27 protein-coding genes and 1 pseudogene are annotated in these 22,254 nt (G+C 67.8%); 12 read left to right on the top strand and 16 right to left on the bottom strand.

Annotated features, from left to right (window positions below; translation table 11 throughout):
• Window positions 1–618, bottom strand: a complete 618-nt coding sequence (locus tag ACE3P6_RS11575; RefSeq protein WP_374395061.1) for a heme NO-binding domain-containing protein — start codon at window positions 616–618, stop codon at window positions 1–3.
• A gap of 21 nt (window positions 619–639) precedes the next feature.
• On the bottom strand, window positions 640–2,364 hold the full coding sequence (locus ACE3P6_RS11570) for a hypothetical protein (RefSeq protein WP_374395059.1): 1,725 nt from the start codon (window positions 2,362–2,364) through the stop codon (window positions 640–642).
• Window positions 2,365–2,493: 129 nt separating this feature from the next.
• Here ACE3P6_RS11570 and ACE3P6_RS11565 point away from each other — a divergent pair, with 129 nt between their 5' ends.
• Window positions 2,494–2,943 carry an N-acetyltransferase family protein gene (locus ACE3P6_RS11565; protein ID WP_374395057.1) on the top strand — a complete coding sequence of 150 codons (450 nt, stop codon included), beginning with the start codon at window positions 2,494–2,496 and terminating at the stop codon, window positions 2,941–2,943.
• Between the two features lie 16 nt (window positions 2,944–2,959).
• Here ACE3P6_RS11565 and ACE3P6_RS11560 read toward each other — a convergent pair whose 3' ends face one another.
• Genes ACE3P6_RS11560 through ACE3P6_RS11550 form a run of 3 tightly spaced genes read right to left on the bottom strand, consistent with a single transcriptional unit; the run spans window position 2,960 to window position 5,362 of the window.
• Window positions 2,960–3,352 (bottom strand): c-type cytochrome, encoded by a 393-nt coding sequence (locus ACE3P6_RS11560; protein ID WP_374395054.1) that lies wholly within the window; start codon window positions 3,350–3,352, stop codon window positions 2,960–2,962.
• Between the two features lie 53 nt (window positions 3,353–3,405).
• Entirely contained in the window at window positions 3,406–4,083 is a 678-nt protein-coding gene (locus tag ACE3P6_RS11555) for an ABC transporter ATP-binding protein (protein ID WP_374395052.1), read from the bottom strand.
• A complete protein-coding gene (locus ACE3P6_RS11550; RefSeq protein ID WP_374395050.1) occupies window positions 4,076–5,362 on the bottom strand; it encodes a lipoprotein-releasing ABC transporter permease subunit in 1,287 nt (428 codons plus the stop codon). Before ACE3P6_RS11550 ends, ACE3P6_RS11555 begins: the two co-directional genes overlap by 8 nt.
• Before the next feature lie 180 nt (window positions 5,363–5,542).
• On the opposite strand from ACE3P6_RS11550, the gene ACE3P6_RS11545 reads away from it, so the two are divergent.
• The 3 genes from ACE3P6_RS11545 to ACE3P6_RS11535 all read left to right on the top strand — a co-directional run bounded on the left by ACE3P6_RS11545 (window position 5,543) and on the right by ACE3P6_RS11535 (window position 6,779).
• Complete coding sequence (locus ACE3P6_RS11545) at window positions 5,543–5,812, top strand: hypothetical protein (protein WP_374395048.1); 270 nt, start codon at window positions 5,543–5,545, stop codon at window positions 5,810–5,812.
• Between the two features lie 188 nt (window positions 5,813–6,000).
• Complete coding sequence (locus ACE3P6_RS11540) at window positions 6,001–6,339, top strand: ArsR/SmtB family transcription factor (protein WP_374395046.1); 339 nt, start codon at window positions 6,001–6,003, stop codon at window positions 6,337–6,339.
• Window positions 6,336–6,779 carry an SRPBCC domain-containing protein gene (locus ACE3P6_RS11535; RefSeq protein ID WP_374395043.1) on the top strand — a complete coding sequence of 148 codons (444 nt, stop codon included), beginning with the start codon at window positions 6,336–6,338 and terminating at the stop codon, window positions 6,777–6,779. The genes ACE3P6_RS11540 and ACE3P6_RS11535 overlap by 4 nt, the downstream gene beginning before the upstream one ends.
• A gap of 348 nt (window positions 6,780–7,127) precedes the next feature.
• Here the strand turns inward: ACE3P6_RS11535 and ACE3P6_RS11530 are convergent, their stop codons facing one another.
• From ACE3P6_RS11530 to ACE3P6_RS11520, 3 genes are all read right to left on the bottom strand, one after another.
• Window positions 7,128–8,684, bottom strand: coding sequence for a trimethylamine methyltransferase family protein (locus tag ACE3P6_RS11530; protein ID WP_374395041.1), 1,557 nt, complete (start codon window positions 8,682–8,684; stop codon window positions 7,128–7,130).
• A 104-nt stretch (window positions 8,685–8,788) separates the two neighbouring features.
• Window positions 8,789–9,481, bottom strand: a complete 693-nt coding sequence (locus ACE3P6_RS11525) for an HAD family hydrolase (RefSeq protein ID WP_374395039.1) — start codon at window positions 9,479–9,481, stop codon at window positions 8,789–8,791.
• A gap of 14 nt (window positions 9,482–9,495) precedes the next feature.
• Complete coding sequence (locus ACE3P6_RS11520; RefSeq protein WP_374395037.1) at window positions 9,496–9,774, bottom strand: DUF3572 domain-containing protein; 279 nt, start codon at window positions 9,772–9,774, stop codon at window positions 9,496–9,498.
• 135 nt (window positions 9,775–9,909) lie between these two features.
• On the opposite strand from ACE3P6_RS11520, the gene ACE3P6_RS11515 reads away from it, so the two are divergent.
• Complete coding sequence (locus ACE3P6_RS11515; RefSeq protein WP_374395035.1) at window positions 9,910–11,295, top strand: diguanylate cyclase; 1,386 nt, start codon at window positions 9,910–9,912, stop codon at window positions 11,293–11,295.
• A gap of 24 nt (window positions 11,296–11,319) precedes the next feature.
• On the opposite strand, the gene ACE3P6_RS11510 is transcribed toward ACE3P6_RS11515, so the two are convergent.
• The 4 genes from ACE3P6_RS11510 to ACE3P6_RS11495 are packed head-to-tail and all read right to left on the bottom strand — an operon-like array spanning window position 11,320 to window position 13,279.
• Complete coding sequence (locus ACE3P6_RS11510) at window positions 11,320–11,799, bottom strand: periplasmic heavy metal sensor (RefSeq protein ID WP_374395033.1); 480 nt, start codon at window positions 11,797–11,799, stop codon at window positions 11,320–11,322.
• 2 nt (window positions 11,800–11,801) lie between these two features.
• On the bottom strand, window positions 11,802–12,143 hold the full coding sequence (locus ACE3P6_RS11505) for a hypothetical protein (RefSeq protein WP_374395031.1): 342 nt from the start codon (window positions 12,141–12,143) through the stop codon (window positions 11,802–11,804).
• Complete coding sequence (locus ACE3P6_RS11500; protein WP_374395028.1) at window positions 12,124–12,732, bottom strand: RNA polymerase sigma factor; 609 nt, start codon at window positions 12,730–12,732, stop codon at window positions 12,124–12,126. Before ACE3P6_RS11500 ends, ACE3P6_RS11505 begins: the two co-directional genes overlap by 20 nt.
• A 40-nt stretch (window positions 12,733–12,772) precedes the next feature.
• A complete protein-coding gene (locus ACE3P6_RS11495) occupies window positions 12,773–13,279 on the bottom strand; it encodes an EF-hand domain-containing protein (RefSeq protein ID WP_374395026.1) in 507 nt (168 codons plus the stop codon).
• A gap of 185 nt (window positions 13,280–13,464) precedes the next feature.
• Between ACE3P6_RS11495 and ACE3P6_RS11490 the strand changes: the two genes are divergently transcribed.
• Window positions 13,465–13,890, top strand: a complete 426-nt coding sequence (locus ACE3P6_RS11490) for a DUF983 domain-containing protein (RefSeq protein WP_374395023.1) — start codon at window positions 13,465–13,467, stop codon at window positions 13,888–13,890.
• Complete coding sequence (locus ACE3P6_RS11485) at window positions 13,883–14,494, top strand: NUDIX domain-containing protein (RefSeq protein WP_374372509.1); 612 nt, start codon at window positions 13,883–13,885, stop codon at window positions 14,492–14,494. The genes ACE3P6_RS11490 and ACE3P6_RS11485 overlap by 8 nt, the downstream gene beginning before the upstream one ends.
• Here ACE3P6_RS11485 and ACE3P6_RS11480 read toward each other — a convergent pair.
• The gene (locus tag ACE3P6_RS11480) at window positions 14,414–15,406 is read right to left on the bottom strand and encodes a fatty acid desaturase (protein WP_374395021.1); all 993 of its coding nucleotides are present in this window, start codon (window positions 15,404–15,406) and stop codon (window positions 14,414–14,416) included. The genes ACE3P6_RS11485 and ACE3P6_RS11480 overlap by 81 nt on opposite strands.
• 108 nt (window positions 15,407–15,514) lie before the next feature.
• On the opposite strand from ACE3P6_RS11480, the gene ACE3P6_RS11475 reads away from it, so the two are divergent.
• Entirely contained in the window at window positions 15,515–16,372 is an 858-nt protein-coding gene (locus tag ACE3P6_RS11475; RefSeq protein ID WP_374395019.1) for a helix-turn-helix domain-containing protein, read from the top strand.
• Here the strand turns inward: ACE3P6_RS11475 and ACE3P6_RS11470 are convergent.
• The 3 genes from ACE3P6_RS11470 to ACE3P6_RS11460 are packed head-to-tail and all read right to left on the bottom strand — an operon-like array spanning window position 16,369 to window position 18,488.
• Entirely contained in the window at window positions 16,369–16,812 is a 444-nt protein-coding gene (locus tag ACE3P6_RS11470) for a lipocalin (protein ID WP_374395018.1), read from the bottom strand. The genes ACE3P6_RS11475 and ACE3P6_RS11470 overlap by 4 nt on opposite strands.
• 32 nt (window positions 16,813–16,844) lie before the next feature.
• A complete protein-coding gene (locus ACE3P6_RS11465; protein ID WP_374395016.1) occupies window positions 16,845–17,390 on the bottom strand; it encodes a hypothetical protein in 546 nt (181 codons plus the stop codon).
• Window positions 17,391–17,447: 57 nt separating this feature from the next.
• A complete protein-coding gene (locus ACE3P6_RS11460; RefSeq protein WP_374395014.1) occupies window positions 17,448–18,488 on the bottom strand; it encodes an aldo/keto reductase in 1,041 nt (346 codons plus the stop codon).
• A 98-nt stretch (window positions 18,489–18,586) separates the two neighbouring features.
• Between ACE3P6_RS11460 and ACE3P6_RS11455 the strand changes: the two genes are divergently transcribed.
• The 4 genes and pseudogenes from ACE3P6_RS11455 (at window position 18,587) to metG (ending at window position 22,224) form a co-directional block, all read left to right on the top strand.
• Window positions 18,587–19,225, top strand: coding sequence for an ImuA family protein (locus ACE3P6_RS11455; protein ID WP_374395012.1), 639 nt, complete (start codon window positions 18,587–18,589; stop codon window positions 19,223–19,225).
• A 73-nt stretch (window positions 19,226–19,298) separates the two neighbouring features.
• The gene (locus ACE3P6_RS11450; protein ID WP_374395010.1) at window positions 19,299–19,868 is read left to right on the top strand and encodes a YceI family protein; all 570 of its coding nucleotides are present in this window, start codon (window positions 19,299–19,301) and stop codon (window positions 19,866–19,868) included.
• A gap of 1 nt (window position 19,869) precedes the next feature.
• Complete coding sequence (locus ACE3P6_RS11445; protein WP_374395008.1) at window positions 19,870–20,412, top strand: cytochrome b; 543 nt, start codon at window positions 19,870–19,872, stop codon at window positions 20,410–20,412.
• A 93-nt stretch (window positions 20,413–20,505) separates the two neighbouring features.
• Window positions 20,506–22,224: pseudogene (metG, locus tag ACE3P6_RS11440) on the top strand (methionine--tRNA ligase).
• The last annotated feature ends 30 nt before the right edge of the window (window positions 22,225–22,254 follow it).

Here is a 22,254-nt window from a genome sequence, read left to right as displayed (position 1 = left end):
CTAGCCCTCCGGCGGCGCGAGATGAAAGTGTCGCGCCTCGGCGTGCCGCCGGTCAAGCACCGAAATCGTCGTGCGACCCTCCGCGCCCGGCTCGATCACGCAGAGCGCGCCATAGTCATCCGCCATCGCGGTCAGTAGACCGACCAGCACGCGCTGCAATCCGCGCACCGGTGACTGGCAGCGCAGTTCGAACCGGTCGGCCCCCACCTCGTCCAGCGTCAGGTCCGGCGCCTCCAGATGTGGCATCGCCAGCCGCGCCCGGCCCGGCAACTCCTCCAGGGAATGCAGGAAATCGGCATAGCAGGTGCCGCCGAAGCGCAGCAGCCTGCGCACGCCCTCGCGATCCGGGTTCGTCACCAGATAGGTTCCGACATCCTCCCAGACCGTGTCGACCGAGCGGCCCAGGACCTCTGCCGCCACCTGCCCGATGCGGTCCGCCGTGCCGGGATCATAGCGCAGCATCGGCTCGAAGGTCGGGATTTCCAGCCCCGCCGCGCTGCGCACCGCCTGCCAGACAGACGTGCCAAATGTATCAAGCACATAGCTTTGCAAGGACCGCAGCAGCAGCGCATCCATGTCCGACCCCGTCGCCATCTCGGGCCCCAGTCTAGCGCGCATGGGTTAACGGAATCCCCAGCGTCACGGCAGGAAGATCAGCCCGGTCGCGCCGGTGCCGATCTGGTTCAGCGGCACGGCTGTCACCGGCGGCGGAGTCTCCCGGAACTGCCGCAGCAGGGTTGCAGCCTCGGCGGCATCGGGATAGCGCCCGTCGGGATGCGAGGCGGTGCGCAACACCGGATTGCCGCCGTCATCCAGGTAAAGCCCCGATATCTCGACATAATCCGGGCTGCGCTGCAGGAACAGCATCGCCTCCTCGCCGGGACGGTCGGGCAAGAGGTCGGCCACCACCATCAGGCAGCGCGGTGCGCCTGTGTCCGGGCCCTCGCAAACCTGGTTCCAGTCCTGCAACTGGTAGTCGTCGACCGCCCGCAGAAGCGTGTCGCGCGTGCCCGTCGCCGTTGCGGGTTGCACCGGCATCGCTGCGATCAGCCCGGCCACCAGCGCCTCGCGGTCGACGACCGGCCCGGCAGGTTGCCCTGCCAGCGCCGCGGCCAGCGCCTCCTGCCCCGGTGCCTTGGCCTTTTCTTCAAGTGCCGCGATCACCGCCGCCCCCGGCTTTCCCCAGGACCGCAGCGCATACAGGTCCAGCGTCTCGACCCCGCCCGCCCCCGCTTCGAACCGCGCAAGCTGGCTTTCAGCCGAGATCCGTTCCGCGTTCAGAACCGGCGTCAGCCACAGGGCGGCCAGCGCGATGATCCCCAGTGCGATGCGGATGTTGCCTTGCCGGATACGCTCCATCCAGCCCGGGCCTCGCAGGACGGCCAGTGCATAGACCAGCCCGTAGACCAGCCCGACCCCCGCGACCAGCAGGATGAACAGCCGTTCCGGCGACCAACCGTGATCGGCCAGCCGCACCCAGATTGCGTATAGCGCCAGCCCCGCCACCACCGGCAGCACCAGCGCCATGCCCTTGGCACAGCGGACCAGGAGGCGGCTTTGCGTCGCGTCGGCATCGGTCTGGTCGATGGCGATGGAAACCAGCGCGATCCCTCCCGCCATCATGGTCAGCAGCAGCGTCGCCGGGGAAAGCCCGCCGGCCAGCCCGTCCAGCCCCCGGAAGGGCAACGCGACCAGGAACACCGCCATCACCGCCAGCACCACCGGCAGGAACAGCCGGAACACCCGCAAGGCGACATAGGGCGACAGCAGGTCGGCAAGGTCGTGGATCACCGCCATGCCCAGGCCGAAGACCGCCCCGGTCAGCACCATCGGCACCACCTCGTGATCCAGAAGCTGCCGGATCGCGTCGATGCCGACGATGCGCAGCACCTCGTCCGACAGGTAGATCACCAGCCAGACAAGGCCGGTGAACGCCGCCGCCGCCACTCCGCGCAGGACGATCGACCAGGCCTCCAGGAACAGCGTCGGATAGTCCCGCCAGCTTGTCCGCGCCGCTGCGATCAGGAAGGGCACCGGCAGCGCCGCCACCGTCAGCAGCGCAAGGGCAGGGATCGGGCCATTGAACATGTCCTCGGCATCTTCCCAGCGCAGCGCGGTCAGCCCGATCAGGCCCGCCACCAGCAGCCCCAGCCCGAAGGCCCGTGGCAGCGCACGGACAAGGCCGATGGGCCCGGCCATCGCCAGCAGCGCGCCGAAACCCGCCAGGACCAGGCCGAACAGCGCGAAAGCCGGATAGTGGCCGATCCAGCCCTTCTCTCCGGCCTGGAACACGGCCCAGACCAGCGCTCCGCCAAGGCCCCCCGCAATCGCAAGCCGGACCCGAGCCGCAATCTGCCCTGTCATCGAAGTTCCTCCTGCCTGCCCGTTGTTATTCATTTGTGCAGTCCCGACGCATAGTCAGGATTTCCAACCGATTGCCAAGCGCTTTGCGCGAGGGCTAAGCTTTCGGCCAGTCTCAGGAAAGGTCCTGCCATGTCCCCGACGATCCGCCCGCTCCGCCCGGAAGACGAGGCCGAATGGCGCAGGCTCTGGACCGGATACCTCGCCTTCTACCAGACCACCGTGCCCGAGGCTGTCTATGCCTCAACTTTCGCACGGCTTCTGGGCGACGATCCGCAGGATTTCAGCGCGCTGGTGGCCGAAGACGGTGGCCAGCTTCTTGGCCTGACGCATTTTCTCTTCCACCGCCACGCCTGGAAGATCGAGAATGTCTGCTACCTGCAAGACCTCTACGTCGACCCGCAGACGCGCGGCACCGGGCTTGGCCGCGCCCTGATCGAGGCGGTCTATGCCTGCGCCGATGCGGCCGGGGCTCCGGCGGTCTACTGGCTGACGCAGGACTTCAATCGCCAGGCGCGCCAGCTTTATGACCGCATCGCCCGGGTCACGCCCTTCATCCGCTACGTCCGCCCGCTCGGCTGACGATCTCGGCCCGCACCTACTTCTGCAGGGTCTTCAGGTATTCCGCGATCTGCACCAGCCGCACCGGCGTGGGCGAGGCGATGCCGTCGCCCCCGTCATAGGGCACGAGGTCCCCCTGCAACAGCGGCCCGAACTGCGGCATCGGCGATTTGCCGTCATGCCCGCCGGTATAGCCCCAGATCTTCGCCATCACCCGCGTGCCCGGGAACACCCCGCCATTGCGCGCCGACAGCCGCGTCAGGTCCGCCGGTTTCCGGTCCAGCGTCGCCGCCGCATCGCCGTCGCCCTTGCCGCCAAGCCCGTGACAGGCCGAACAGAAGGTCGCGAAATCCTCGGCCCCCGAAGGAACCTTCTCCTTCTCCACGCAAGCCGCCAGCGCCAGGACCGGGATCATCAACATCAACCGCATGGAACGCCCTCCTTTGCCCCAGCGTGACACCGCCCGACCCGCCGCGCCTTGATTCATGTCACCTGCCCCGCCGTCAGCCGCACGACCCGGTCCATCCGCGCCGCCAGCTCCAGGTTATGCGTCGCGATCAGCGCCGACAGGCCCGTCTCCCGCACCAGCTCCATCAACACCCCGAACACCTGGTCCGAGGTGCCCGGGTCCAGGTTCCCCGTCGGCTCGTCCGCCAGAAGCAGCTTCGGCCCGTTTGCCAGCGCCCGGCAGAACGCCACCCGCTGCTGCTCGCCCCCCGACAGCGCCGCCGGACGATGCCCGGCCCGCGCCGCCACGCCAACCTTGCCCAGCAGCTCCATCGCCCGCGCCTCGGCCACCGCCTTCGCTACGCCATTGGCCAGCTGCGGGATCACCACATTCTCCAGCGCGGTAAACTCCGGCAGCAGGTGATGGAACTGGTAGATGAACCCCACTTCCGCCCGCCGCGCCTCGGTCCGGGCCTTGTCCGACAGCCCCCCCATCTCGCGCCCGCCAAGCTTCACCGTGCCCCCATCCGGCACGTCCAGAAGCCCCGCGATGTGCAAAAGCGTCGACTTCCCCGCCCCCGAGGGCGCCACCAGCGCCACCACCTCGCCCCTGGCGACCGACAGGGTCGCTCCCCGCAGCACCACCACCTCGGACGGCTTGCCCCGGTTGTAGCCCTTCCCGATCCCCGAAAGCTCCAGCATCGCCTCACTCATAGCGCAGCGCCTCGACCGGGTTCATCCGCGCCGCCCGCCGCGCGGGCAACAACGTCACCACGAAGGACAGGACCAGCGACAGCACCACCGCCGACAGCACGTCCCCCGCCCGCAACTTCGCCGACAGGTGATAGATCGGCCGCACCGTCGGGTCCCAGACCCCGCCCCCCGCCAGCCAGTTGATGAAATCGAAGATCGGCGTGAAGTAGATGGCGAACAGACACCCCAGCGCCACTCCCAGAACAGTCCCCGCCACCCCGGTGAACGCCCCGCACAGGAAGAACACCCGCAGGACCGAGCCTTCGGTCAGCCCCATCGTCCGCAATATCCCAATGTCGCGGCCCTTGTTCTTCACCAGCATCACCAGCCCCGAGATGATGTTCATGCTGGCGATCAGAACCAGGATCGACATCAGGATGAACATCATGTTGTCCTCGACCGTCAGCGCCCGCAGGAAGGCCCCGGAACTGTCCTTCCAGCTCCACAGCATCGCCTCCGGGCCGCCCGCCGCCAGCAGTGCCGGGCCATAGCTGTCGATCTCCTCGGGGTGTTCCACCATCACCTGGAACTCGTCGACCCGCCCCTCTGCATTGAAGAAGGCCTGCGCCTCGGCCAGGGGCAGATAGGCCCGCGTCCGGTCGATGTCCGGGCTGCCGGTGTTGAAGACATAGACCACCTCATAGGCATTCACCCGGGGCGAATTGCCCAGCGCCGACTTCACCCCGTTGGGCGAGATCAGCCGCACCCGGTCGCCCACCGTCACCCCCAGCTCGCGCGCGACGCCCGACCCCAGCGCCACGCCCTTCGGGAAATCCTCGATCCGGCCCAGATCGTCCCCGCCCTCGTGCATCGCCGGGATCGCCGCGAAATCCTCCGGTCGCATCCCGTAGACCTCGGCGCCCGAATTCTCCTCGCCGTCCGAGACCATGACCTGTCCCCGCACCACCGGCGCGGCCTCGACCACCCCCGGCACGGCTGCCAGCGCGGCGTCGATCTCGCCGGTATCGGCAAAGCCGCGCATCAGCCGGCCATCGGCATCGACCTCGCCTGCGGAATAGACCGTCACATGCGCATTCGCCCCCAGGATGGTGCTGACGAATTCCGCCCGGAACCCGGCCCGGACCGCCATCGTCGCGATCAGCGCGAAGACCGCCAGCATGATCCCGATCAGGCTGATCCAGGTCATCACAGAAACCCCGCCTTCCGCCCGCCGCGCGCGCAGGTAGCGCCAGGCGATCATGAACTCGAAGCCGGAAAAGGGGGATGTTCTCGCTGCCATTCTCTCTCGCCCAAAACTGGCGCGACCTTCGGGTAGCGGGGCGGAAAGGTCAAGGCACAGCCCCGTCAGCGCGGATTTCCGCGCGTCCGGCTGTCGGGGAAGGCGTCCCCGCACACGTTGCGCTAGCTTTGCCGCGCGGCGCGTCCTGCCGCCTCAAACCAAGGTATGACGAGGGATATCATGCGTCTTGTCTCCAGCCTTCTGGCGCTTGCCGCCACCGGCTTTCTGGCCGCCTGCACCGAAGAGTCCTGCACGCAGGAGGTCGCGACCAGGAAGGCCACCGAGCTGACCACGAAACTGCAGGAGGTCGCCGCCTCCGACCCGGCGAAACTGGCCGCGCTGGCGCCCAAGGTGCAGGATCTTGCGACCAGGGCCGCTGCCAACGGGGGCAACGACCTGGCCGCCACCTGCAAGGCGCTCGACGAGATGATGGCCGAACTGTCGAAATGACAGCTTGGGTCCGGGTCTCCTGCAGGCCCGGACCACCCCCGGCGGCGCGCGGATCGTGCATCCCGCCCTTCGCCCGCTCCCCGAACGCATGACGACCACTCTCGCCTCGAAGGCGATCTGCAAATGTCTGTTTACTATTTCGCGAACTCATTATATAAATGATTCGTTAAATAACAACCAGCGAAACCATGTCCCCGCTCGATGCCCCCTTTGCCGCGCTTGCCGACCCGACCCGCCGCGCGATCCTCTCCCGGCTGGCGCAAGGCGAGGCGACCGTGCAGGACCTCGCCCGCCCCTTCGCCATCTCGCAGCCCGCGATCAGCCGCCACCTCAAGGTGCTGGAGGAAGCGGGCCTGATCGAAACCCGCATCCAGGGCACCGCCCGCCCGCGCCGCCTGAAGCCCGAGGCGATGGCCGGGCTCTGGCATTGGCTCGGCCAGTATCGCGCGCTCTGGGAAGACCAGTTCCGGCGCCTCGACGCCGTGCTCGACCGCCTCGACGATCAACCGGAAGGACCGCAAGAATGACCGATGCCCAGCTTGCCCTCGACGGCGACACCGACGTGGTGATCCGCCGCCGCTTCTCGCACCCGCCGGAAAAGGTCTGGCGCGCCCTGACCGAACCCGCGCTCATCCGCCAGTGGCTCTCGCCCGACCTCATCGACTGCCGGATCGACGCCCGCCCCGGCGGCAGCTTCCGCTACGACTGGCCGGAGTTCTCCTTCTCCGGCCCGATCCTCGAAGCCCGCGCCCCGCATCACATGGTGCATGTCGAGCATTTCAACGGCGACACTACCCAGGGTCCGACCGTCACCACCACCCTCGCCGCCGACGGCTCCGGCACCCGCATGACCGTGGTGATGCGCTACAAGGACGCCGCCGCGCGCGCGACCGCCATCGAACAGGGCTTCACCGACGGCATCGCCGAAGTCTACGGCCAGATCGAACAGGTCAGCTTTCCCGCCTGACCCCGAGCCCGCGGAAAAACTCTTTCACATTTGCTCAAATATCCCCGCCGGAGGCTCTTCACCCGAGCCTCTGCGCGTTCTTCACGCGCAGAGGCGAGACAAAAGGCTTGCGGCGCAGCCGCTCGATTCGAAAGCCGTCCCAACCCGCGACACCGCCGAATACAGCGCACCGACCTTGCACCATGCGCCTCCCCTCCCCCTCGTGGGGAGGGGCCGGGGGTGGGGGGCACCGGGCAGGGTGGGCAATTTCCCGCGCGCACGCCAATCCCAAACGTTAAAAAGATCTGAACGTCCGCGCGCAACCTATTGATTCAAAACGGCCCAAAATTCTGTCCACCGTGGACAGTTTCAGAAATCCGTCGGAGCGCCCCCCTCCTGCTTCCGCCGCGCCACGAAGCGCTGCAGCTCCTCCAGATGGTCGCCCGGCATCTCCGGCGCCTCGAACTCGGCCAGGATCTGCTTGTAGATCCGGTGCGCCCGCTCCACCGTCCAGACCGACCCGTCCGCAGCCCAAGCCTCATAGTTCCGCCAGTCCGACACGAAGGGCTGGTAGAAGGCGTGCTGGTAGCGATCCTGGGTATGCTGGATGCCGAAGTAATGCCCCCCGGCCCCCACTTCCCTGATCGCATCGAAGGCCAGGTCCTCATCCCGCGTCGCGAAGGTCGCCTCCTCAAAGTAGCGCTGGATCATCTGCAGGACCTCGCAGTCCATGATGAACTTCTCAGGGCTCGCGATCAGCCCCCCCTCCAGCCACCCCGCCGCGTGGTAGACCATGTTGGTCCGGCTCTGCACCGCCGACCACAGGCTGTTCGACGTCTCCCACATCGCCTGCCCGTCCGGCACGTTCGCGGCACAGACCCCGCTCGCCCGCATCGGCACGCCATAGTAGCGCACCAGCTGCCCCGTCATCTGCGTCGCCCGCATGTATTCCGGCGTCCCGAAGGCCGGCGCCCCCGACTTCATGTCGACGTTCGAGGTGAAGGTCCCGATCGCCACCGGACACCCCGGCGCGATATACTGCAGCAGCGCCACCGCCGCCAAAGCCTCGGCGATCGACAGCGCCACCGCCCCCGACATCGTCACCGGAGCCATCGCGCCGGCCAGCGTGAAGGGCGTCACCACCACCGGCTGGCCCCGCTTGGCCATCCGCATCGCCCCGTCCAGCATCGGATAGTCGTGCTTCAGCGGGCTGACCGAGTTGATGTTGGTATACATCCGTGGCCTGGCCTGGAATTCCTCCTCCGTCAGCCCCCCCGCGATCCGAACCATCTCCATCACGTCCTCGACCCGCTCCGCCCCCAGCGAATAGGCGTGGACAACCTTGTCGGTCAGCGTGAGCTTTTCATACAGGCAGTCCAGATGCCGGACGCTCGCATGGATATCCACCGGCTCCACCGGATAGCCGCCCGCCACATGGATGCAGTTGAAATACTGCGTCAGCTTCATGAATTCCTTGAACGTCTCGAAGTCGCCCGACCTCTTGCCCCGCTCCATGTCCCAGGCGTTCGGCGGGGACGAGACGTTCACGAACAGCATGTGCTTGCCGCCCATGATCAGCTCGCGCTCCGGGTTGCGCGGCGTGATGGTGAAGCTTTCGGGTGCGCGGCCCACCATCTCCATCACGAAATCCTCGTCCATGCGGACGTTGGTCCCGTTCACGGTGCAACCCGCGCGGCGCAGATGCTCCACCGCATCGGGGTTCAGGAATTCGATCCCGATGTCGCGCAGTATCCGCATCGCGGTCTTGTGGACCCGTTGCACCCCCTCGGCATCCAGCGGCTCGACCGGAGCGTCCGGGTTCACCGGAATCCGCCAGGGCATCTGGTCGATCACCGCCGAGCCCGCGCGAACCTTCATTCCCGCCCGCCCACCGGCACGTTTTCTCCGGGATGGTTCATCGGTCATCGTCGCTCTCCCTTGGCTTCAGCCAAGGATGACTGAACCCGCGCAGGAGTGATCACTGTGTTTGCGACGAAAAAGCGTCGTTTTTCGCAGATCGCGCTGAAGGGTCAGGCTTTCAGGCCGGAAAGCCAAGCCGGGATCGCCCCGATGTCGGCCAGAACCACATCGGCATGCGGCGCGAGATCTTCGCGCCCGGCGATGCCGGTCAGGACGGCGATGGTCCGCATTCCGGCCGCCCGGCCGGCTTCCAGATCATGCCGGCTGTCGCCCACCATGACAACCCGTGCGGGGTCCAGCCCCAACTGCCGCGCGAACGCCAGGCACATCCCCGGCCCTGGCTTCGCCCCGTGGCCCGAATCATAGCCCGAGATGAAATCGAAGCAGTCGGTGATGCCGTGGTTCGCCAGATGCCGCCGGGCGGGTACTTCGGAATCGTTCGTCGCCACCCCCAGCCGCAGACCCTGCCCACGCAGCGCCGACAGGAGCGGGAGCAGCGGCACCGCCTCGGACATCGGGGCCTGGCTGGCACTGGCGTCGATCCATTCGGTCAGGTCAGCAACCGTCCGGCCCGGAAGCTCGCCCACCAGCGCCGCCGCGATGTCTGCGGCAGTCGCGGCGATCACCGGGCTGTCCGGGGCGAAGGCGCCGGTGTCGAGATCATAGCCGATGGCCCGCCCCAGGCGCCGGGCATGAGCAGCATCCTCGGCGATCCGGGTCAGGAAGCCCTGAGCCCAGCGGCCCCAGCTCGCGCGGAAGTCGAACAGAGTTCCATCCTTGTCGAACAACAGACCGTCGATCATCGCGTGTCTTCCCCTCATGTCCAGTTTGCCACTGCACCCCCCGGCAGGGCTGCACGGGCCGTTTGCGGCGCGGTGTAGGCTTGGCCTTCCGAATCGCAGAAGGCAACCACCCATCGGTCGTCCTGCAGAAGGAAATCCAGCACCGCCGCCAGAAAGTCGGGATCCGAGGCCCGCGCCCGCAACTCACCCAGAGTCGCCCCGGTCGCGTTCAGGAACAGCGGGAACACCTCGTCGTCAGCGGCGATCCACCCCAGTGCTTGCAGTGCCAATGTTTGCGCAATCTCTGGTTGCATTTCGTTTGTCCTTCCGTTGCCCAAACCCTTTCAGCCCCCGAAATGTGATCATTCGCAACCTGACGGAAAGGATTTCTTAACCTTCTTGGCCGCAGACTCCCTGCATCAACAGCAAGAAAAGACGGCAACGGGAAGATGAGCGCAAGGATACTCATCGTTGACGACGTGGCGGCGAACCGGATCGTCCAGCAGGCCCGGCTCTCGGCCGCCTGCTACGACACGGTCCTGGCCGGTGACGGCGCGACCTGCCTTGCCATCGCGCGGCAGGATCGGCCCGATCTGGTGCTTCTCGATCTCGACCTGCCGGATATCTCGGGGCTTGAGGTGCTGCGCACGCTTCGGCGCGACCCGCAGAGCCGTGACATTCCGGTCATCGCGCTGACCGCCACCTCGGCGCCTGCCGACCGGCTGGCTGCGTTTGCCGCCGGGGCCGATGAGGTGATGGACCGCCCGGCCAACGAACGCGTGCTGCTGGCGCGGCTGCGCAACCTCCTCCGCCTGAAGGCCGAGGGAGAGTTTCCCGCCACCGACAGCATCGCGCTTGCGGGCCTCGCCGAAGCGCCCGCCGTCTTCGAGCCCCAGGGCACCATCGCGCTGGTTGCACCCTTTGCGGCCTGCGCCGACGGGTTGCGCGCGTCCCTGGCCGGACAAGTGCGCGACCGGCTGGTCGTGCTGTCGCGCCGCGAGGCGCTGGCCGACATCGCGGCGGGCGAAGGCGACGGCACCCTGCCGGACGTGTTCATCCTGGCAGATGACGGGCGCAATCCGGCGGCCACGCTCCGGCTTCTGTCAGAGCTGAAAAGCCACCAGTCCACCCGCTACGCCGCCGTCTGCGTCATGGGCCCGGCCGGTGAGGGCGACGAGGCCGCGATGGCCTTCGACCTTGGCGCAGATGATGCCGTCGGCACCTCCATCACGCCCGAGGAACTGGCGCTGCGCACGCGCGGCCTTCTGCGCCGCAAGCGGCAGTCCGACCGGCACCGCGCCCGGATGCAGGACGGGCTGCGCCTGGCGATGCTCGATCCGCTGACCGGGCTCTACAACCGCCGCTTCGTCGGCCCGCAGCTTGCCGCCGCCGCCGCCCGCGCCCGGGCGGAGGGCACGCCTTTCGCGGTGATGGTGATGGACCTTGACCGCTTCAAGCAGGTGAACGACCTCTACGGCCATGCCGCCGGCGACCAGGTCCTGGTCGAGGTGGCCCGCCGCCTCACCGCGAACCTGCGCGACACCGATATCCTGGCGCGCGTCGGCGGCGAGGAATTCCTCGCGATCCTGCCGGGAAGCTGCATGATGAATGCCCGGCGGGTGGCCGAGCGGCTGTGCCAGATGATGGATGACGCTCCGATCCGCCTGCTTTCGGGTGAGCAACTGCATGTCACCATGTCGATCGGCGTTGCGGTGGCCAGGGGCGACGGTGGGGGGGACATGCTTGTCGACGGGCTGGTGGAACAGGCCGACCTTGCACTCCTGGAATCGAAGGGGGCCGGGCGCAACCAGGTCACCTACCGGATGAGCGCCTGACCGGCCCCGACGGGGGGCCGGGCGTCAGCCCTTGTTGCGGTGCTTGAGGCCCTTTTCCAGCCGGTCGGCAAAGGCCGCGCGTTCCTCCGGGGTCATCTCGATCAGCCGGGTCTCGATCAGGCTGCGGCCCAGCTCCAGCCGTTCGGCATTGCGCGCCTCCAGCGCCGCCAGCGCCGTCTTCAGCGCCCCGGCGTCGAACGGATCGGCGCGAAGTGCGACAAGCAACGCCTCGAACTCCGCCCGTGCGGCGTCGCGCTGCTCGCGGAACTCGCCCAGCCGGGACAGCAGCGCCTTGCGGATCGCCTTGCGGTCGTCGTCGTCCAGCGCCTCGCTGAACGGCCCGAAGGACATGTCGCGCGGCATCCCCCGATGCGGCCCGTCGCCGAGCCAGGCCCCGACCGCCAGCCCGGCCACGCCGAGGTTCAGCGCCACCGACAGGGCCAGCGCGATCTTCACCCCGCGCGGGGTCGCCGATACCGGCGCGGTGCTGTTCGGCTCGCTCATCATCATCCTTCCGTCGTCAGGAAATCGCCGCCAGGAAAGAACTCGGCCGCGTCGGCCGAGGACCCCATCAGATAGTCCAGCGTCGCCGGGCTGTAGTAGCCCAGCACCAGCCCGAAGACCGCTGCCGTGCCCAGCCCCGCCAGCGCCGGCGCGCCGCCGAAGACCGCGGCCAGCCGGGCCATCAGCCCTTTGCGCGGCTGAGCAGGCGGGCGGAACCCCGCCGCCTCGGGTTGAAGCGCCAGCGCATCGGCCAGCACCCGCTCCATCAGCGCCCCGGAGGGCATTGCGGGCCGCTGCGCCGCCAGTGCCAGCAGGTCGCCCAGATCATCCTGCAACTGCGTCATCCTCATACCCCAGCTCGGCCTTTCGACCCGACAGGATCGCCGACAGGGCCCGCTTGCCGCGTGCCGTCAGGCTTTCCACTGCTTCCACCCCGATCTCCATGATCGCCGCAATCTCGGGGTTCGTCATCCCTTCCAGGTGGCGCAAGACCACCGCCTGCCGCTGCCGGTCCGGCAACCCGGCCAGCGCCGTCTCCAGCGCCGCCATCCGGCCCGCCTCGATCAGCCGTCCCTCGGCCCCCAAAGCGCCATCGGCCACCTCGGGCGCGTCGTCCAGCGCCATCTGGCGCCTGCGTCCGCGAGTCCGCTGCCGGTCGATGCAGAGGTTGGTGGCGACCCGGTAGGCCCAGGTCGTCACCTTCGTCTCGCCCTGCCGCCACTCTGGTGCCACGCGCCAAAGCCGAAGCATGGTTTCCTGCGCCACATCTTCCGCTTCCGCCCGGTCGCCGGACAGAAGCCGCGCGGCATAGGCCATGACCCGCGGGGTGACGCGCTGGGTCAGGGCCAGCGCCGCGTGACGGTCTCCATTGGCATAGAGCACCATCAGCGCCTCATCCGAGGGCTCCCCTTGCGCATCGAAGGCCATCACCATGCCCTGTGCTTAGCGGCTGCGGCCCAGGTCCGCAAAGGTCCTAGTTGTCGCCCATGCCCCACCAGCCGTGGCCGCGCTTCTTGTGGTGCTGCATCCCGGCCTGGATCTCCTCCTTGGTGACGAAACCGTCGTTGTCGGCGTCGATCCGGGCAAAGTTGCGCATCCCCGGGCCTTCGCCCATCTCGTCGGGCGAGAGACTGCCGTTGCCGTCGTTGTCCCTGTCGTCCAGCATGGCTTGTGTCCGTTCCGCCAGCTTCTCCTGGAACCGCGCCAGCGCCCGGGCCGACAGCTCGTCCGCGCTCAGCGCCCCGTCCTTGTTGGTGTCGGCCGCGTCGAACTCGGCCTTCCGGTGCGCTTCCATCTCGGCATAGGTGATCTTGCCATCCTTGTCGGCGTCGATCGTGTCGAACATCTCGGTCAGCATCGCGCCCCGGCCTTCGCCCGGGCCGCCCATGCCCATCCCGCCCTTGTCGGCCAGCACAGCGGACCCCAGCAGGGCGCCGAACACGGCCAGGCCAGCGATCACGGATTTCTTCGGTGCAGACATCACATTCTCCTGTATGCGGGGCCGCTTGGTCGACCCGTCTGCCCAGTCACACGCAGCACCCGCCGGTTTCCGTCGCGGGTATTTGCGACATCCCGGCGCAGGCAGATATTTTCCCTGTTAATGATCAGGGCGGCTGACTATGTAAGCGGCTCTTGCCAAAACGACTGAAGCGCGGGACGTTGCCGATGACCCTGACCGAGACGACTCCGATGACCGATGCCGAAGATCGCCCGCTGAAGCCCGCCCTCCTGCGCGGCTGGCGGATGCGCTGCCCGAACTGCGGCGCGGGGCCGATGCTGCGCGGCTATCTCAAGGTGCGCGACGCCTGCCCGGTCTGCGGCGAGGAACTGCACCACCACCGCGCCGATGACGGCCCGGCCTACCTGACCATCCTGATCGTCGGGCACCTGCTGGCCCCGCTCCTGCTCTTCACCTACATGAAATGGCGGCCCGAACCGCTGGTGATGGCGGTGGGCTTCACCATCGGAACTGTGGCGCTGTCGCTCTATCTCCTGCCCCGGCTCAAGGGCGCGCTGGTGGCGCTGCAATGGGCCCACCGGATGCACGGCTTCGGGGCGCCTGCCCCGGTGACTGAAGGGCGCGATGACTGACGAACCGATCCGCCACGCCGCGACCGTCGTCCTCTGGCGCGAAAGCCCGGACGGCCCGCAGGTCCTGATGGGCCAGCGTGGCGAGGGAGCGGTGTTCATGCCGTCGAAATTCGTCTTTCCCGGCGGGCGGGTGGATGACGAGGATCACGCCGCCGCCCGGCCCGGCTTCCTCGCGCCCGACTGCGCCCGCCGCCTGGCCCTGATGGCCTCCGACGACGCCCCTGCGCCCGACGTGCTGGTCGCCGCCGCGCTGCGCGAACTGACCGAGGAGACCGGCCTCAACCTCGCGGCGATGGAACATCCGACGCTTCGCTTCATCTTCCGCGCCATCACCCCGCCCGGTCGCACCCGCCGCTTCGACGCGCGCTTCCTCTTGGCGCATGCCGACAGCCTTGACGGGGACGGCAATGATTTTGCCACCGCGTCAGGGGAGCTTCAGCACCTGCGCTGGCTGCCCCTGCCCGAAGCCCGCGCGCTCGACCTGCCCTTCATCACCGAGGTCGTGCTGGCCGAGGTCGCAGCGTTAGTGGCGGGCGGGGACCAGCCCGGCGTGCCGTTCTTCGACAATTCCGGCACCACCCCCCAATTCCGCCGCATCGTCTGAGGCCACGGCCCCCTTGTAGACCGGCCAGATCGGATGCGGCACCGGATCCTTCGCCGCAAAGAGGTAGCGGCGGAAGATCTCGGTGTAGCTCGGGTAGACGTAGGCCTCGTTCCGGCGCTGGTAATGCTCTTTCCGCGCGGCATACATGGCCGGCAGCTTGTACCAGGCGACAGCGGGGTGCATGTGGTGGACGACATGGAAATTGTTGTTCAGGAACAGCAGGCTGAACGGCCCCCGGCTTTCGATGATCACCGTCCGAGCCCGCGCCGCCTCATGCGCGCGGTGTTCCAGGTAGGTGCGGATCTTCAGAAGCGCCGTCCCGACATAGGCCGCCACCAGGTAGGCCCAGACCGGCATCGTCCCCAGCGCCAGCAGCCACCACGCCACCAGCACGAGTCCCGGCAGATGCAGAGCCCAGGCCAGCCGCACCCGCGCGTCGCCCTTCCGCGCCAACCTCCAGTCGGTCGCGAGGAAGGAAGCGGTCCCCAGAACCGGCCCGATGAGGATGCGGCCCAGGAGCGTATTGTTGAACCGCAGCACCGCCTGCATCGGCGCCGAGAGCCGCGCCCAGACTGCGGGGTCGAAGAAGTTCGATTCCGGGTCGTCGTAGGGATCGGTCAGCGCCGGGTCGTTGTGGTGCTGGAGGTGAGTATCCTTGAAGCGCAGGTAGGGGATGAAGATCGAGGTCGCCGGGAAGACCAGCGCCTCGGATAGAAGCTGCGAGCGGAACGGATGGCCGTGCAGCACCTCGTGCGTCAGCGAGGAGAGCTGCGCGATGGCAAGCCCGGTCGCCAGCACCGCGAGGATTGGCGACAACGGCCAGAGATACACGGTCCCCGCGATCCAGATCCCCCAGGTCACGGCGAAAAGGATCACGGTCGGCCATTCGATGGCCCGGGTATCGGTCTGCAAGGTGTTGCCCCGTCTGCTTGTGGTGGTTCAAGAATAACAGCGGTCGCATCTGCTCGGAATTCGGGATAATGTCAACTTAACGCCACTATAGTTTTGTAAAATCAACACATGCTGGATAAGTCCGACAAACGCGATCTCGCCCCCCTGTTCCGCGCCCGCCTGGCCGAGGCGATGGCGGCGCGCAAGGTCAGCCAGGCGGAACTGGCGCGGCAGACCGGGGTCGACCGCTCGACGATCTCGGCGCTGCTGCAACCCGGCACCCGGATGCCGAACGCCCAGCTTGCCGCCGACAGCGCCCGCGCCCTGGGCGTCAGCGCCGACTGGCTTCTGGGCCTCTCCGGTCGCCCCGAACCCATCGCCGACCTCCTCGCCGCCTCGTTGTCGCTGACCGAGGCCCCCCGCGCGCTGATCGACGAGCGCATCTTTGCCTGGCATCAGGAGGCGGCGGGCTACAAGATCCGCCATGTCCCCGCCACGCTTCCCGACATGCTGAAGACCCGCGCGGTAGTGGAATGGGAATACGAACCCCAGCTTGGTCGCACCGCCGAACAGGCCATCGGTGCCTTCGAGGACCGGCTGGGCTGGATGCGCGGCTCCGGGTCGGACTATGAAATCGCCCTGCCCCTGCACGAACTGTCCGCCTTCGCCACCGCCTCGGGCTATTACGAGGGCCTGCCCGCCGATACCCGCCGCCAGCAACTGCGCCACCTGATGACGCTCTGCGACCAGCTCTACCCCTCACTCCGCCTCTGCCTTTTCGACGCGCGCAAGCTCTTCTCGGCCCCGGTCACCGTCTTCGGGCCGCTTCTGGCGGTGATCTACCTGGGCCGCCACTACCTTGCCTTCCGCGACTCGGCGCGGGTGGAAACCATCACCCAGCACTTCGACCTTCTGGTCCGTGAAGCCGAGGTCGGCGCGCGCGACATGGTTGCGCATCTTGAAGCGCTACTGCGGCGCGTCGGTTAGAGCGTGGCCAGAGCTTCGGTCCGGTAGCCGTTGAAATCGAAGATTTCCCGCGCTGCGTTCAGCCGGTCGGCGGGGATCGCCCCCCGGTCCAGGATGATCCCGAACCGCCCCGAAGGCGTGCCGATGGCCAGCGTCCGGTAGCCCACGTCGACCCAGATCACCCACCAGTCCTCGCCCTTCACCCGCAGCCGACCCGGCCCGACAAGGGGCGCCAGGCCCGACACCTTCTCGGCCCGTCCGGCGATGCAGAGCGACCCGGAAAGCCGCAGTCCCTGCACCTCGGGCGTGATCTCTACCGCGCCCGCCGTGCAGGAACCCGCCGCGCGGAAATCCCCGACCTGGGCCCAGGTCCCCGCCACCTGCCCCGGCTGGAAGGCCGCCGCCGACCAGATCGGCGCGCCCGCGGCGCGGAACGTGGACGTGGCCACCGGCTTTGCCACGCAAGCCGCCAGCAGCAGAACGAGGGCAAGCGTCAGTCGAGACACAATGTCACCCGCGCGCCATTGTCCTGCAGGATCTCGTTGCAGCCGTAAAGCGGCTTCAGCGGCGAACAGGTGCCCGACCGTGCAAGACACACCCCCTCGCACTGGCTTTCCCGGTCGCAGCGCTTGCCACCATCGCGGGTCTGGAAGACGCAGGCCCGCGCGTTGCCCTTGCCGATCCCGGACCACCTGCCCTTCTTCTTCTCGCAAGCCAGCTGCATCTCGGACTTCGGCGTCACTGGCGTTGCCTCAAGGTCGGCCTTGGGCGCCGGAGTGCCCGGGTCGGCCTTGGGGGCGGTCTCTGCTGCGGGCGTGGCCTGCGGGGCGGCCTTGGCCTCGCCGTCCGCCCCCGCGACTGCCGGAGGGGTCGGCGTTTCCGCTGCCGGGGCGTCGAGCGGCGTGACTTCGATCTCGCCGCCGGTCAGCGCATTTTGGGCAGGCGGTTTGGCCGGGGCCTTTCCCGGCCCCGCAAGCTGGCATCCCGCCACCAGGCTGGCGGCACAGAGGACAAGCGCAACAAGGGACAGACGCGGCATCGGGCTCTCCGGTTCGCGCCAAGCAGTGCCCGGAACGCCCCTCGCCCGCAAGTCCCGTCAATAGGGCGCGGGATGGGCCCGGTGGGTTTCCGCTATGTCCGCCAGCACCTCTGACGACAACGTGATCCCCGCCGCACCAATGTTGGTACGCAGCTGCTCCAGCGTCGTCGCCCCGATGATCGGCACCGTGGGGAAAGGCCGAGTCCGGGTGAAGGCGATCGCCATCTGGCAGGGGTCGAGCCCGTGCCGCGCCGCCACCCCCAGATAGGCCGCGACCGCCGGGAACACCCGCGCGGTGATGCGTCCCGACAGGTCCGGGTTCAGGCTGCGGCGTGAGCCTTCGGGGACCACGTCGCCCGCGTATTTGCCCGACAGAAGCCCCGTCGCCAGCGGCGAGAAGGCCAGAAGCGGCATGTCCTCGATCACCGAAAGCTCGGCCCAGTCGGTGTCGAACTGGCGGCAGAGCAGTGAATATTCGTTCTGCACCGTCGCCATCCGTGGCAGGCCCAGCACCTCGGCCAGATGCAGCCAGCGCGCCGCGCCCCAGGTGCTTTCGTTCGACAGGCCGATGGCCCGGATCTTGCCCTCCGCGACCAGCGCCTGTGCCGTCGTCAGGATGTCGGTCATGTTGGCCGTTTCCGCCGCCTTGTCGATCCCGGCCGGGGCATAGCGCCAGCTCTGGCGGAAGTGATAGCTGCCCCGGTTCGGCCAGTGCAGCTGGTAAAGGTCGATGTAGTCGGTCCGCAACCGTCGCAGCGATGCCTCCACCGCCGCCCGCATCGTCGCGCCAGTGACCGGCTCTCCGGGCCGGATCACCTGCCCCTTCCCCGCCACCTTGGTCGCCAGCACGATCCGCTCCCGCCCCCCGCGCGAGGCGAGCCAGCTTCCGATGATCTCTTCCGTCCGCCCCACAGTCTCGGCCCGGACCGGGTTCACCGGGTACATCTCGGCGGTGTCCCAGAAGGTCACGCCATGCTCCAGCGCCATGTCGGCCTGGGCGTGCCCCTCGTGTTCCGTGTTCTGCGTGCCCCAGGTCATCGTACCGAGGCACAGCTCGGAAACCGTCAGGCCGGTCTTGCCAAGGGGCAGGGTCTTCATCGTCGGCTCCTTCTTGTCCGGGCGAAAGCTAGGCTGGATCGTCTGCGCGGCAAAGGCCTGGGCTTGAGAACATTACGCGAACTCGATAGCTTTTCCGCATGAGTCTGCCGATCCATCACCACGCCCCGCGCCACGTCCCGGCGCAGCAGCCGCTGGCAGGCGACCTCACCCTGCAACGGGGCCGGGTGCATGAACTCTGTGGTCCCTCCCGCCTGATTCTCGCCGCCCGCATCATGGCCAGATGCCACGGCCCGGTGGTCTGGATCCGCCCCGGCTGGGTCACGGAACGGCTGAATGCCGCAGGCTTGCAACCCCTCGCCGACCCCTCGCGGCTGATCCTCGTCCAGGCCCCGCACGACGAAAGCCTGCTCTGGGCTGCCGAGGAAGCCCTGCGCTCCGGTGCCGCCCCCACCGTCATTGCCGAGCTTCTTGCCCCTCCCGCCCTCACCCCCACCCGTCGCCTGCACCTGGCCGCCGAGACGGGGGCCGAGGTCGCGCGGCGCGACAGGGCCACCGCACCCCTCGGCCTGATCCTCCTGTCGGGGCCGGGCGGCGCGCAAGGCGTGGAAAGCCGCTGGCACCTTGCCCCCGCCCCCAGCCGGTCGCTCCTCTGGTCCGAAGAGGAAAGCTTCACCCTCACCCGCCTCCGCGCCCGCCTGCTGCCCCCCGCCCGCTGGGCCCTGCACACCCGCCGGACGGACGAGACGCTGGAACCGCTCTCCTCGGGCGAATCCTGACCCGTCGCCCGCACGACCGCTTGATTTTGTCGCATCCCTCGGCCCTGCTACACTTGACGCAAAGGGAACCCCGATGGTCCGACTCGCCGCAATCGTCCTGGCTGTCCTGCTTCCGGCGCTTCCTGCCCCGGCTGCAACCGTCGCCTATCACCTTGATCCCGCCGCCTCGACCGTGGCCTTCGAGACCGACTTCGGCCCCGACCTCATCACCGGCTCGATCCCGCTGGAGAAGGCCGACCTCAGGCTCGACTTCGACAACCTGGCGAACTGCACTGTCGAAGTCGCGCTGGACGTGACCGGGGCCAAGGCCAGCTTCCCCTTCGCCGCCCAGGCATTGAAGGGCCCGAAAGTGCTGGACGCGAAGGACTTCCCGCGGATGACCTTCGAAAGCACCTCGGTCAAGCGCGCGGGCGAGGCAGCGGACATCACCGGCAACATCACCATCCGCGGCGTGACCAAGACTGTCACGCTCCGCGCGCAGATCTTCCGCCCGCAGGGCAGCGCCGCCACCGAGCTTGACCACCTCACCGTCAAGCTCTCGGGCCAGGTCAACCGGTCCGATTTCGGCGCAACCGGCTGGTCCGACATGGTGGGCGACCAGGTCCGCATCATCATCACCGCCCGCATCGACGCGACCGGCTGAGATGGCGCTGCGGAACGGTCCTGACGAATTCGGCCTCGTCACCCGGCTCTTGCACTGGACGATGATGCTGCTCATCTTCGGCCAGCTTGCCCTTGGCCTTCGCCTTGAACGCATGGAGCCCGGCCTCGCCAACCTCTGGCTCTACGGGTTGCACAAGACCGTGGGCTTCACCCTCCTTGCCCTGATCCTCATCCGCATCACCTGGCACCTTGCCAGCCCGCCACCCGCGCCCCTCGGCCCGCACAATGCGCTGTTCTGGGCCGCACGCGCCGCGCATTGGACGATCTACGCCCTCCTCGTCGGCATCCCGTTCACCGGCTGGGCCGGAAGCTCGGCCACCGGCATCGACGTGATGATCGCCGACCGCTGGACCGTGCCTCCGCTGGTCGAGGCGTCGGAGGCGGGCGAGGCCTTCTGGTTCGGCTTGCACGGCATCCTGACCAAGCTGCTGATGGCCCTCCTTGCCCTCCACATCCTCGGCGCCCTCAAGCGGCAGGTCGAAGGCGACGGCACCCTGACCCGGATGCTGAAAGGTCGCGTCTAAGAATTTTCGCGAAAATTTTTAGACCTGTCCCCGTGCTAGCCCTTTCCCGACGCATGAGCTAAGCAATCGCCGGACTCAAGCGAAGGCGCAGACATGGCACGCATCCTCATCACCTCGGCCATTCCCTACATCAACGGGATCAAGCATCTCGGCAACCTCGTCGGCTCCCAGCTGCCTGCCGACCTCTTCGCCCGCTTCAACCGCGCGATGGGGCATGAGGTGATGTTCATCTGCGCCACCGACGAACACGGCACCCCCGCCGAGCTTGCTGCCGCCAAGGCGGGCAAACCCGTGGAAGAATACTGCGCCGAGATGCACGAGGTGCAGAAGGACCTCGCGGCCGGGTTCCGGCTCTCCTTCGACCATTTCGGCCGCTCCTCGTCGTAGCGCAACCACAGGCTCACCCAGCATTTCGCGGGCAAGCTCGACGAACACGGCCTGATCGCGGAAGTCAGCGAAAAGCAGGTCTTCTCCATCGACGACAACCGCTTCCTGCCCGACCGCTACATCACCGGCACCTGCCCGAACTGCGGCTACACGGCGGCGCGCGGCGACCAGTGCGAGAACTGCACCAAGCAGCTTGACCCGACCGACCTGATCAATCCCCGGTCGTCCATCAGCGGCTCCACCAACCTTGAGGTGCGGGAAACCAAGCACCTCTACCTGAAACAGCGCGCCCTTCGCGACAAGCTGGAGGCCTGGATCGACTCGAAGACCGACTGGCCGATCCTGACCACCTCGATCGCCAAGAAATGGCTGAACGATGGCGACGGCTTGCAGGACCGCGGCATCACCCGCGACCTTTACTGGGGCATCCCGGTGAAAAAGGGCGACCAGCCCTGGCCGGGGATGGAGGGCAAGGTCTTCTACGTCTGGTTCGATGCCCCCATCGAATACATCGCCTGCACCGCCGAATGGGCCGACGCCAACGGCAAGGCCGAGGCCGACTGGGAACGCTGGTGGCGCACCGACAAGGGCGCCTCGGACGTGACCTACTACCAGTTCATGGGCAAGGACAACGTCCCCTTCCACACCCTCTCCTTCCCCGCCACCATCCTGGGGTCCGGCGAGCCCTGGAAGCTGGTCGACTACCTCAAGTCCTTCAACTACCTCAACTATGACGGCGGCCAGTTCTCCACCTCGCAGGGCCGGGGCGTCTTCATGGATCAGGCGCTCTCGATCCTGCCCGCCGACTACTGGCGCTGGTGGCTCCTCTCCCACGCGCCGGAAAGCGCCGACAGCGAATTCACCTGGGAGAATTTCCAGGCCTCGGTCAACAAGGACCTCGCCGATGTCCTCGGCAACCTCGTCTCCCGCGTGACCAAGTTCGCCGTGTCGAAGTTCGGCAACGAAGTCCCCGCCGGAGGCAGCTTCGGCCCGCTGGAGACCGCCCTCATCGCCGACCTCGGCGCACGGATCGCGGACTACACCCGTTTCATGGAACAGATGGAGGTCCGCAAGGCCGCCGCCGAACTGCGGGCGATCTGGGTCATTGGCAACGAATACCTGCAACAGGCCGCCCCCTGGTCCGTCGTCAAGACCGACCCGGAACAAGCCCAGGCCATCGTCCGCCTCGCCCTGAACCTGATCCGCGTCTACGCGATCCTCTCCTCCCCCTTCATCCCCGACGCCTCTGCCACGATGATGCAGGCCGTGGGCTCGGACGATTGGACCTGGCCCGCCGACATCTCCGCCGCGATGCGCGCCCTGCCGCCGGGCCACGGCTTCACCGTGCCGGAGAATCTGTTCCGCAAGATCACTGACGAAGAGCGCGCCGACTGGCAGGCGCGCTTCTCCGGCATCCGCAGCTAGGCAGCTTTCCGCCGCCCTGCTGCACCTGCA

This window comes from Tabrizicola sp. (assembly GCF_041911175.1).
GTDB lineage: Bacteria > Pseudomonadota > Alphaproteobacteria > Rhodobacterales > Rhodobacteraceae > Tabrizicola.
The sequence above is the reverse complement of the archived record's forward strand: the minus strand, read 5'-3'. Positions and strand labels throughout refer to the sequence as shown.

What these genes read in the sequence shown, in the direction of transcription:
- ACE3P6_RS11575 (WP_374395061.1), bottom strand. Translation starts at nt 618, where the DNA reads ATGCGCGCTAGACTGGGGCCCGAGATGGCGACGGGGTCGGACATGGAT.
- ACE3P6_RS11570 (WP_374395059.1), bottom strand. Translation starts at nt 2,364, where the DNA reads ATGACAGGGCAGATTGCGGCTCGGGTCCGGCTTGCGATTGCGGGGGGC.
- ACE3P6_RS11565 (WP_374395057.1), top strand. Translation starts at nt 2,494, where the DNA reads ATGTCCCCGACGATCCGCCCGCTCCGCCCGGAAGACGAGGCCGAATGG.
- ACE3P6_RS11560 (WP_374395054.1), bottom strand. Translation starts at nt 3,352, where the DNA reads ATGCGGTTGATGTTGATGATCCCGGTCCTGGCGCTGGCGGCTTGCGTG.
- ACE3P6_RS11555 (WP_374395052.1), bottom strand. Translation starts at nt 4,083, where the DNA reads ATGAGTGAGGCGATGCTGGAGCTTTCGGGGATCGGGAAGGGCTACAAC.
- ACE3P6_RS11550 (WP_374395050.1), bottom strand. Translation starts at nt 5,362, where the DNA reads ATGGCAGCGAGAACATCCCCCTTTTCCGGCTTCGAGTTCATGATCGCC.
- ACE3P6_RS11545 (WP_374395048.1), top strand. Translation starts at nt 5,543, where the DNA reads ATGCGTCTTGTCTCCAGCCTTCTGGCGCTTGCCGCCACCGGCTTTCTG.
- ACE3P6_RS11540 (WP_374395046.1), top strand. Translation starts at nt 6,001, where the DNA reads ATGTCCCCGCTCGATGCCCCCTTTGCCGCGCTTGCCGACCCGACCCGC.
- ACE3P6_RS11535 (WP_374395043.1), top strand. Translation starts at nt 6,336, where the DNA reads ATGACCGATGCCCAGCTTGCCCTCGACGGCGACACCGACGTGGTGATC.
- ACE3P6_RS11530 (WP_374395041.1), bottom strand. Translation starts at nt 8,684, where the DNA reads ATGACCGATGAACCATCCCGGAGAAAACGTGCCGGTGGGCGGGCGGGA.
- ACE3P6_RS11525 (WP_374395039.1), bottom strand. Translation starts at nt 9,481, where the DNA reads ATGATCGACGGTCTGTTGTTCGACAAGGATGGAACTCTGTTCGACTTC.
- ACE3P6_RS11520 (WP_374395037.1), bottom strand. Translation starts at nt 9,774, where the DNA reads ATGCAACCAGAGATTGCGCAAACATTGGCACTGCAAGCACTGGGGTGG.
- ACE3P6_RS11515 (WP_374395035.1), top strand. Translation starts at nt 9,910, where the DNA reads ATGAGCGCAAGGATACTCATCGTTGACGACGTGGCGGCGAACCGGATC.
- ACE3P6_RS11510 (WP_374395033.1), bottom strand. Translation starts at nt 11,799, where the DNA reads ATGAGCGAGCCGAACAGCACCGCGCCGGTATCGGCGACCCCGCGCGGG.
- ACE3P6_RS11505 (WP_374395031.1), bottom strand. Translation starts at nt 12,143, where the DNA reads ATGACGCAGTTGCAGGATGATCTGGGCGACCTGCTGGCACTGGCGGCG.
- ACE3P6_RS11500 (WP_374395028.1), bottom strand. Translation starts at nt 12,732, where the DNA reads ATGGTGATGGCCTTCGATGCGCAAGGGGAGCCCTCGGATGAGGCGCTG.
- ACE3P6_RS11495 (WP_374395026.1), bottom strand. Translation starts at nt 13,279, where the DNA reads ATGTCTGCACCGAAGAAATCCGTGATCGCTGGCCTGGCCGTGTTCGGC.
- ACE3P6_RS11490 (WP_374395023.1), top strand. Translation starts at nt 13,465, where the DNA reads ATGACCCTGACCGAGACGACTCCGATGACCGATGCCGAAGATCGCCCG.
- ACE3P6_RS11485 (WP_374372509.1), top strand. Translation starts at nt 13,883, where the DNA reads ATGACTGACGAACCGATCCGCCACGCCGCGACCGTCGTCCTCTGGCGC.
- ACE3P6_RS11475 (WP_374395019.1), top strand. Translation starts at nt 15,515, where the DNA reads ATGCTGGATAAGTCCGACAAACGCGATCTCGCCCCCCTGTTCCGCGCC.
- ACE3P6_RS11465 (WP_374395016.1), bottom strand. Translation starts at nt 17,390, where the DNA reads ATGCCGCGTCTGTCCCTTGTTGCGCTTGTCCTCTGTGCCGCCAGCCTG.
- ACE3P6_RS11460 (WP_374395014.1), bottom strand. Translation starts at nt 18,488, where the DNA reads ATGAAGACCCTGCCCCTTGGCAAGACCGGCCTGACGGTTTCCGAGCTG.
- ACE3P6_RS11455 (WP_374395012.1), top strand. Translation starts at nt 18,587, where the DNA reads ATGAGTCTGCCGATCCATCACCACGCCCCGCGCCACGTCCCGGCGCAG.
- ACE3P6_RS11450 (WP_374395010.1), top strand. Translation starts at nt 19,299, where the DNA reads ATGGTCCGACTCGCCGCAATCGTCCTGGCTGTCCTGCTTCCGGCGCTT.
- ACE3P6_RS11445 (WP_374395008.1), top strand. Translation starts at nt 19,870, where the DNA reads ATGGCGCTGCGGAACGGTCCTGACGAATTCGGCCTCGTCACCCGGCTC.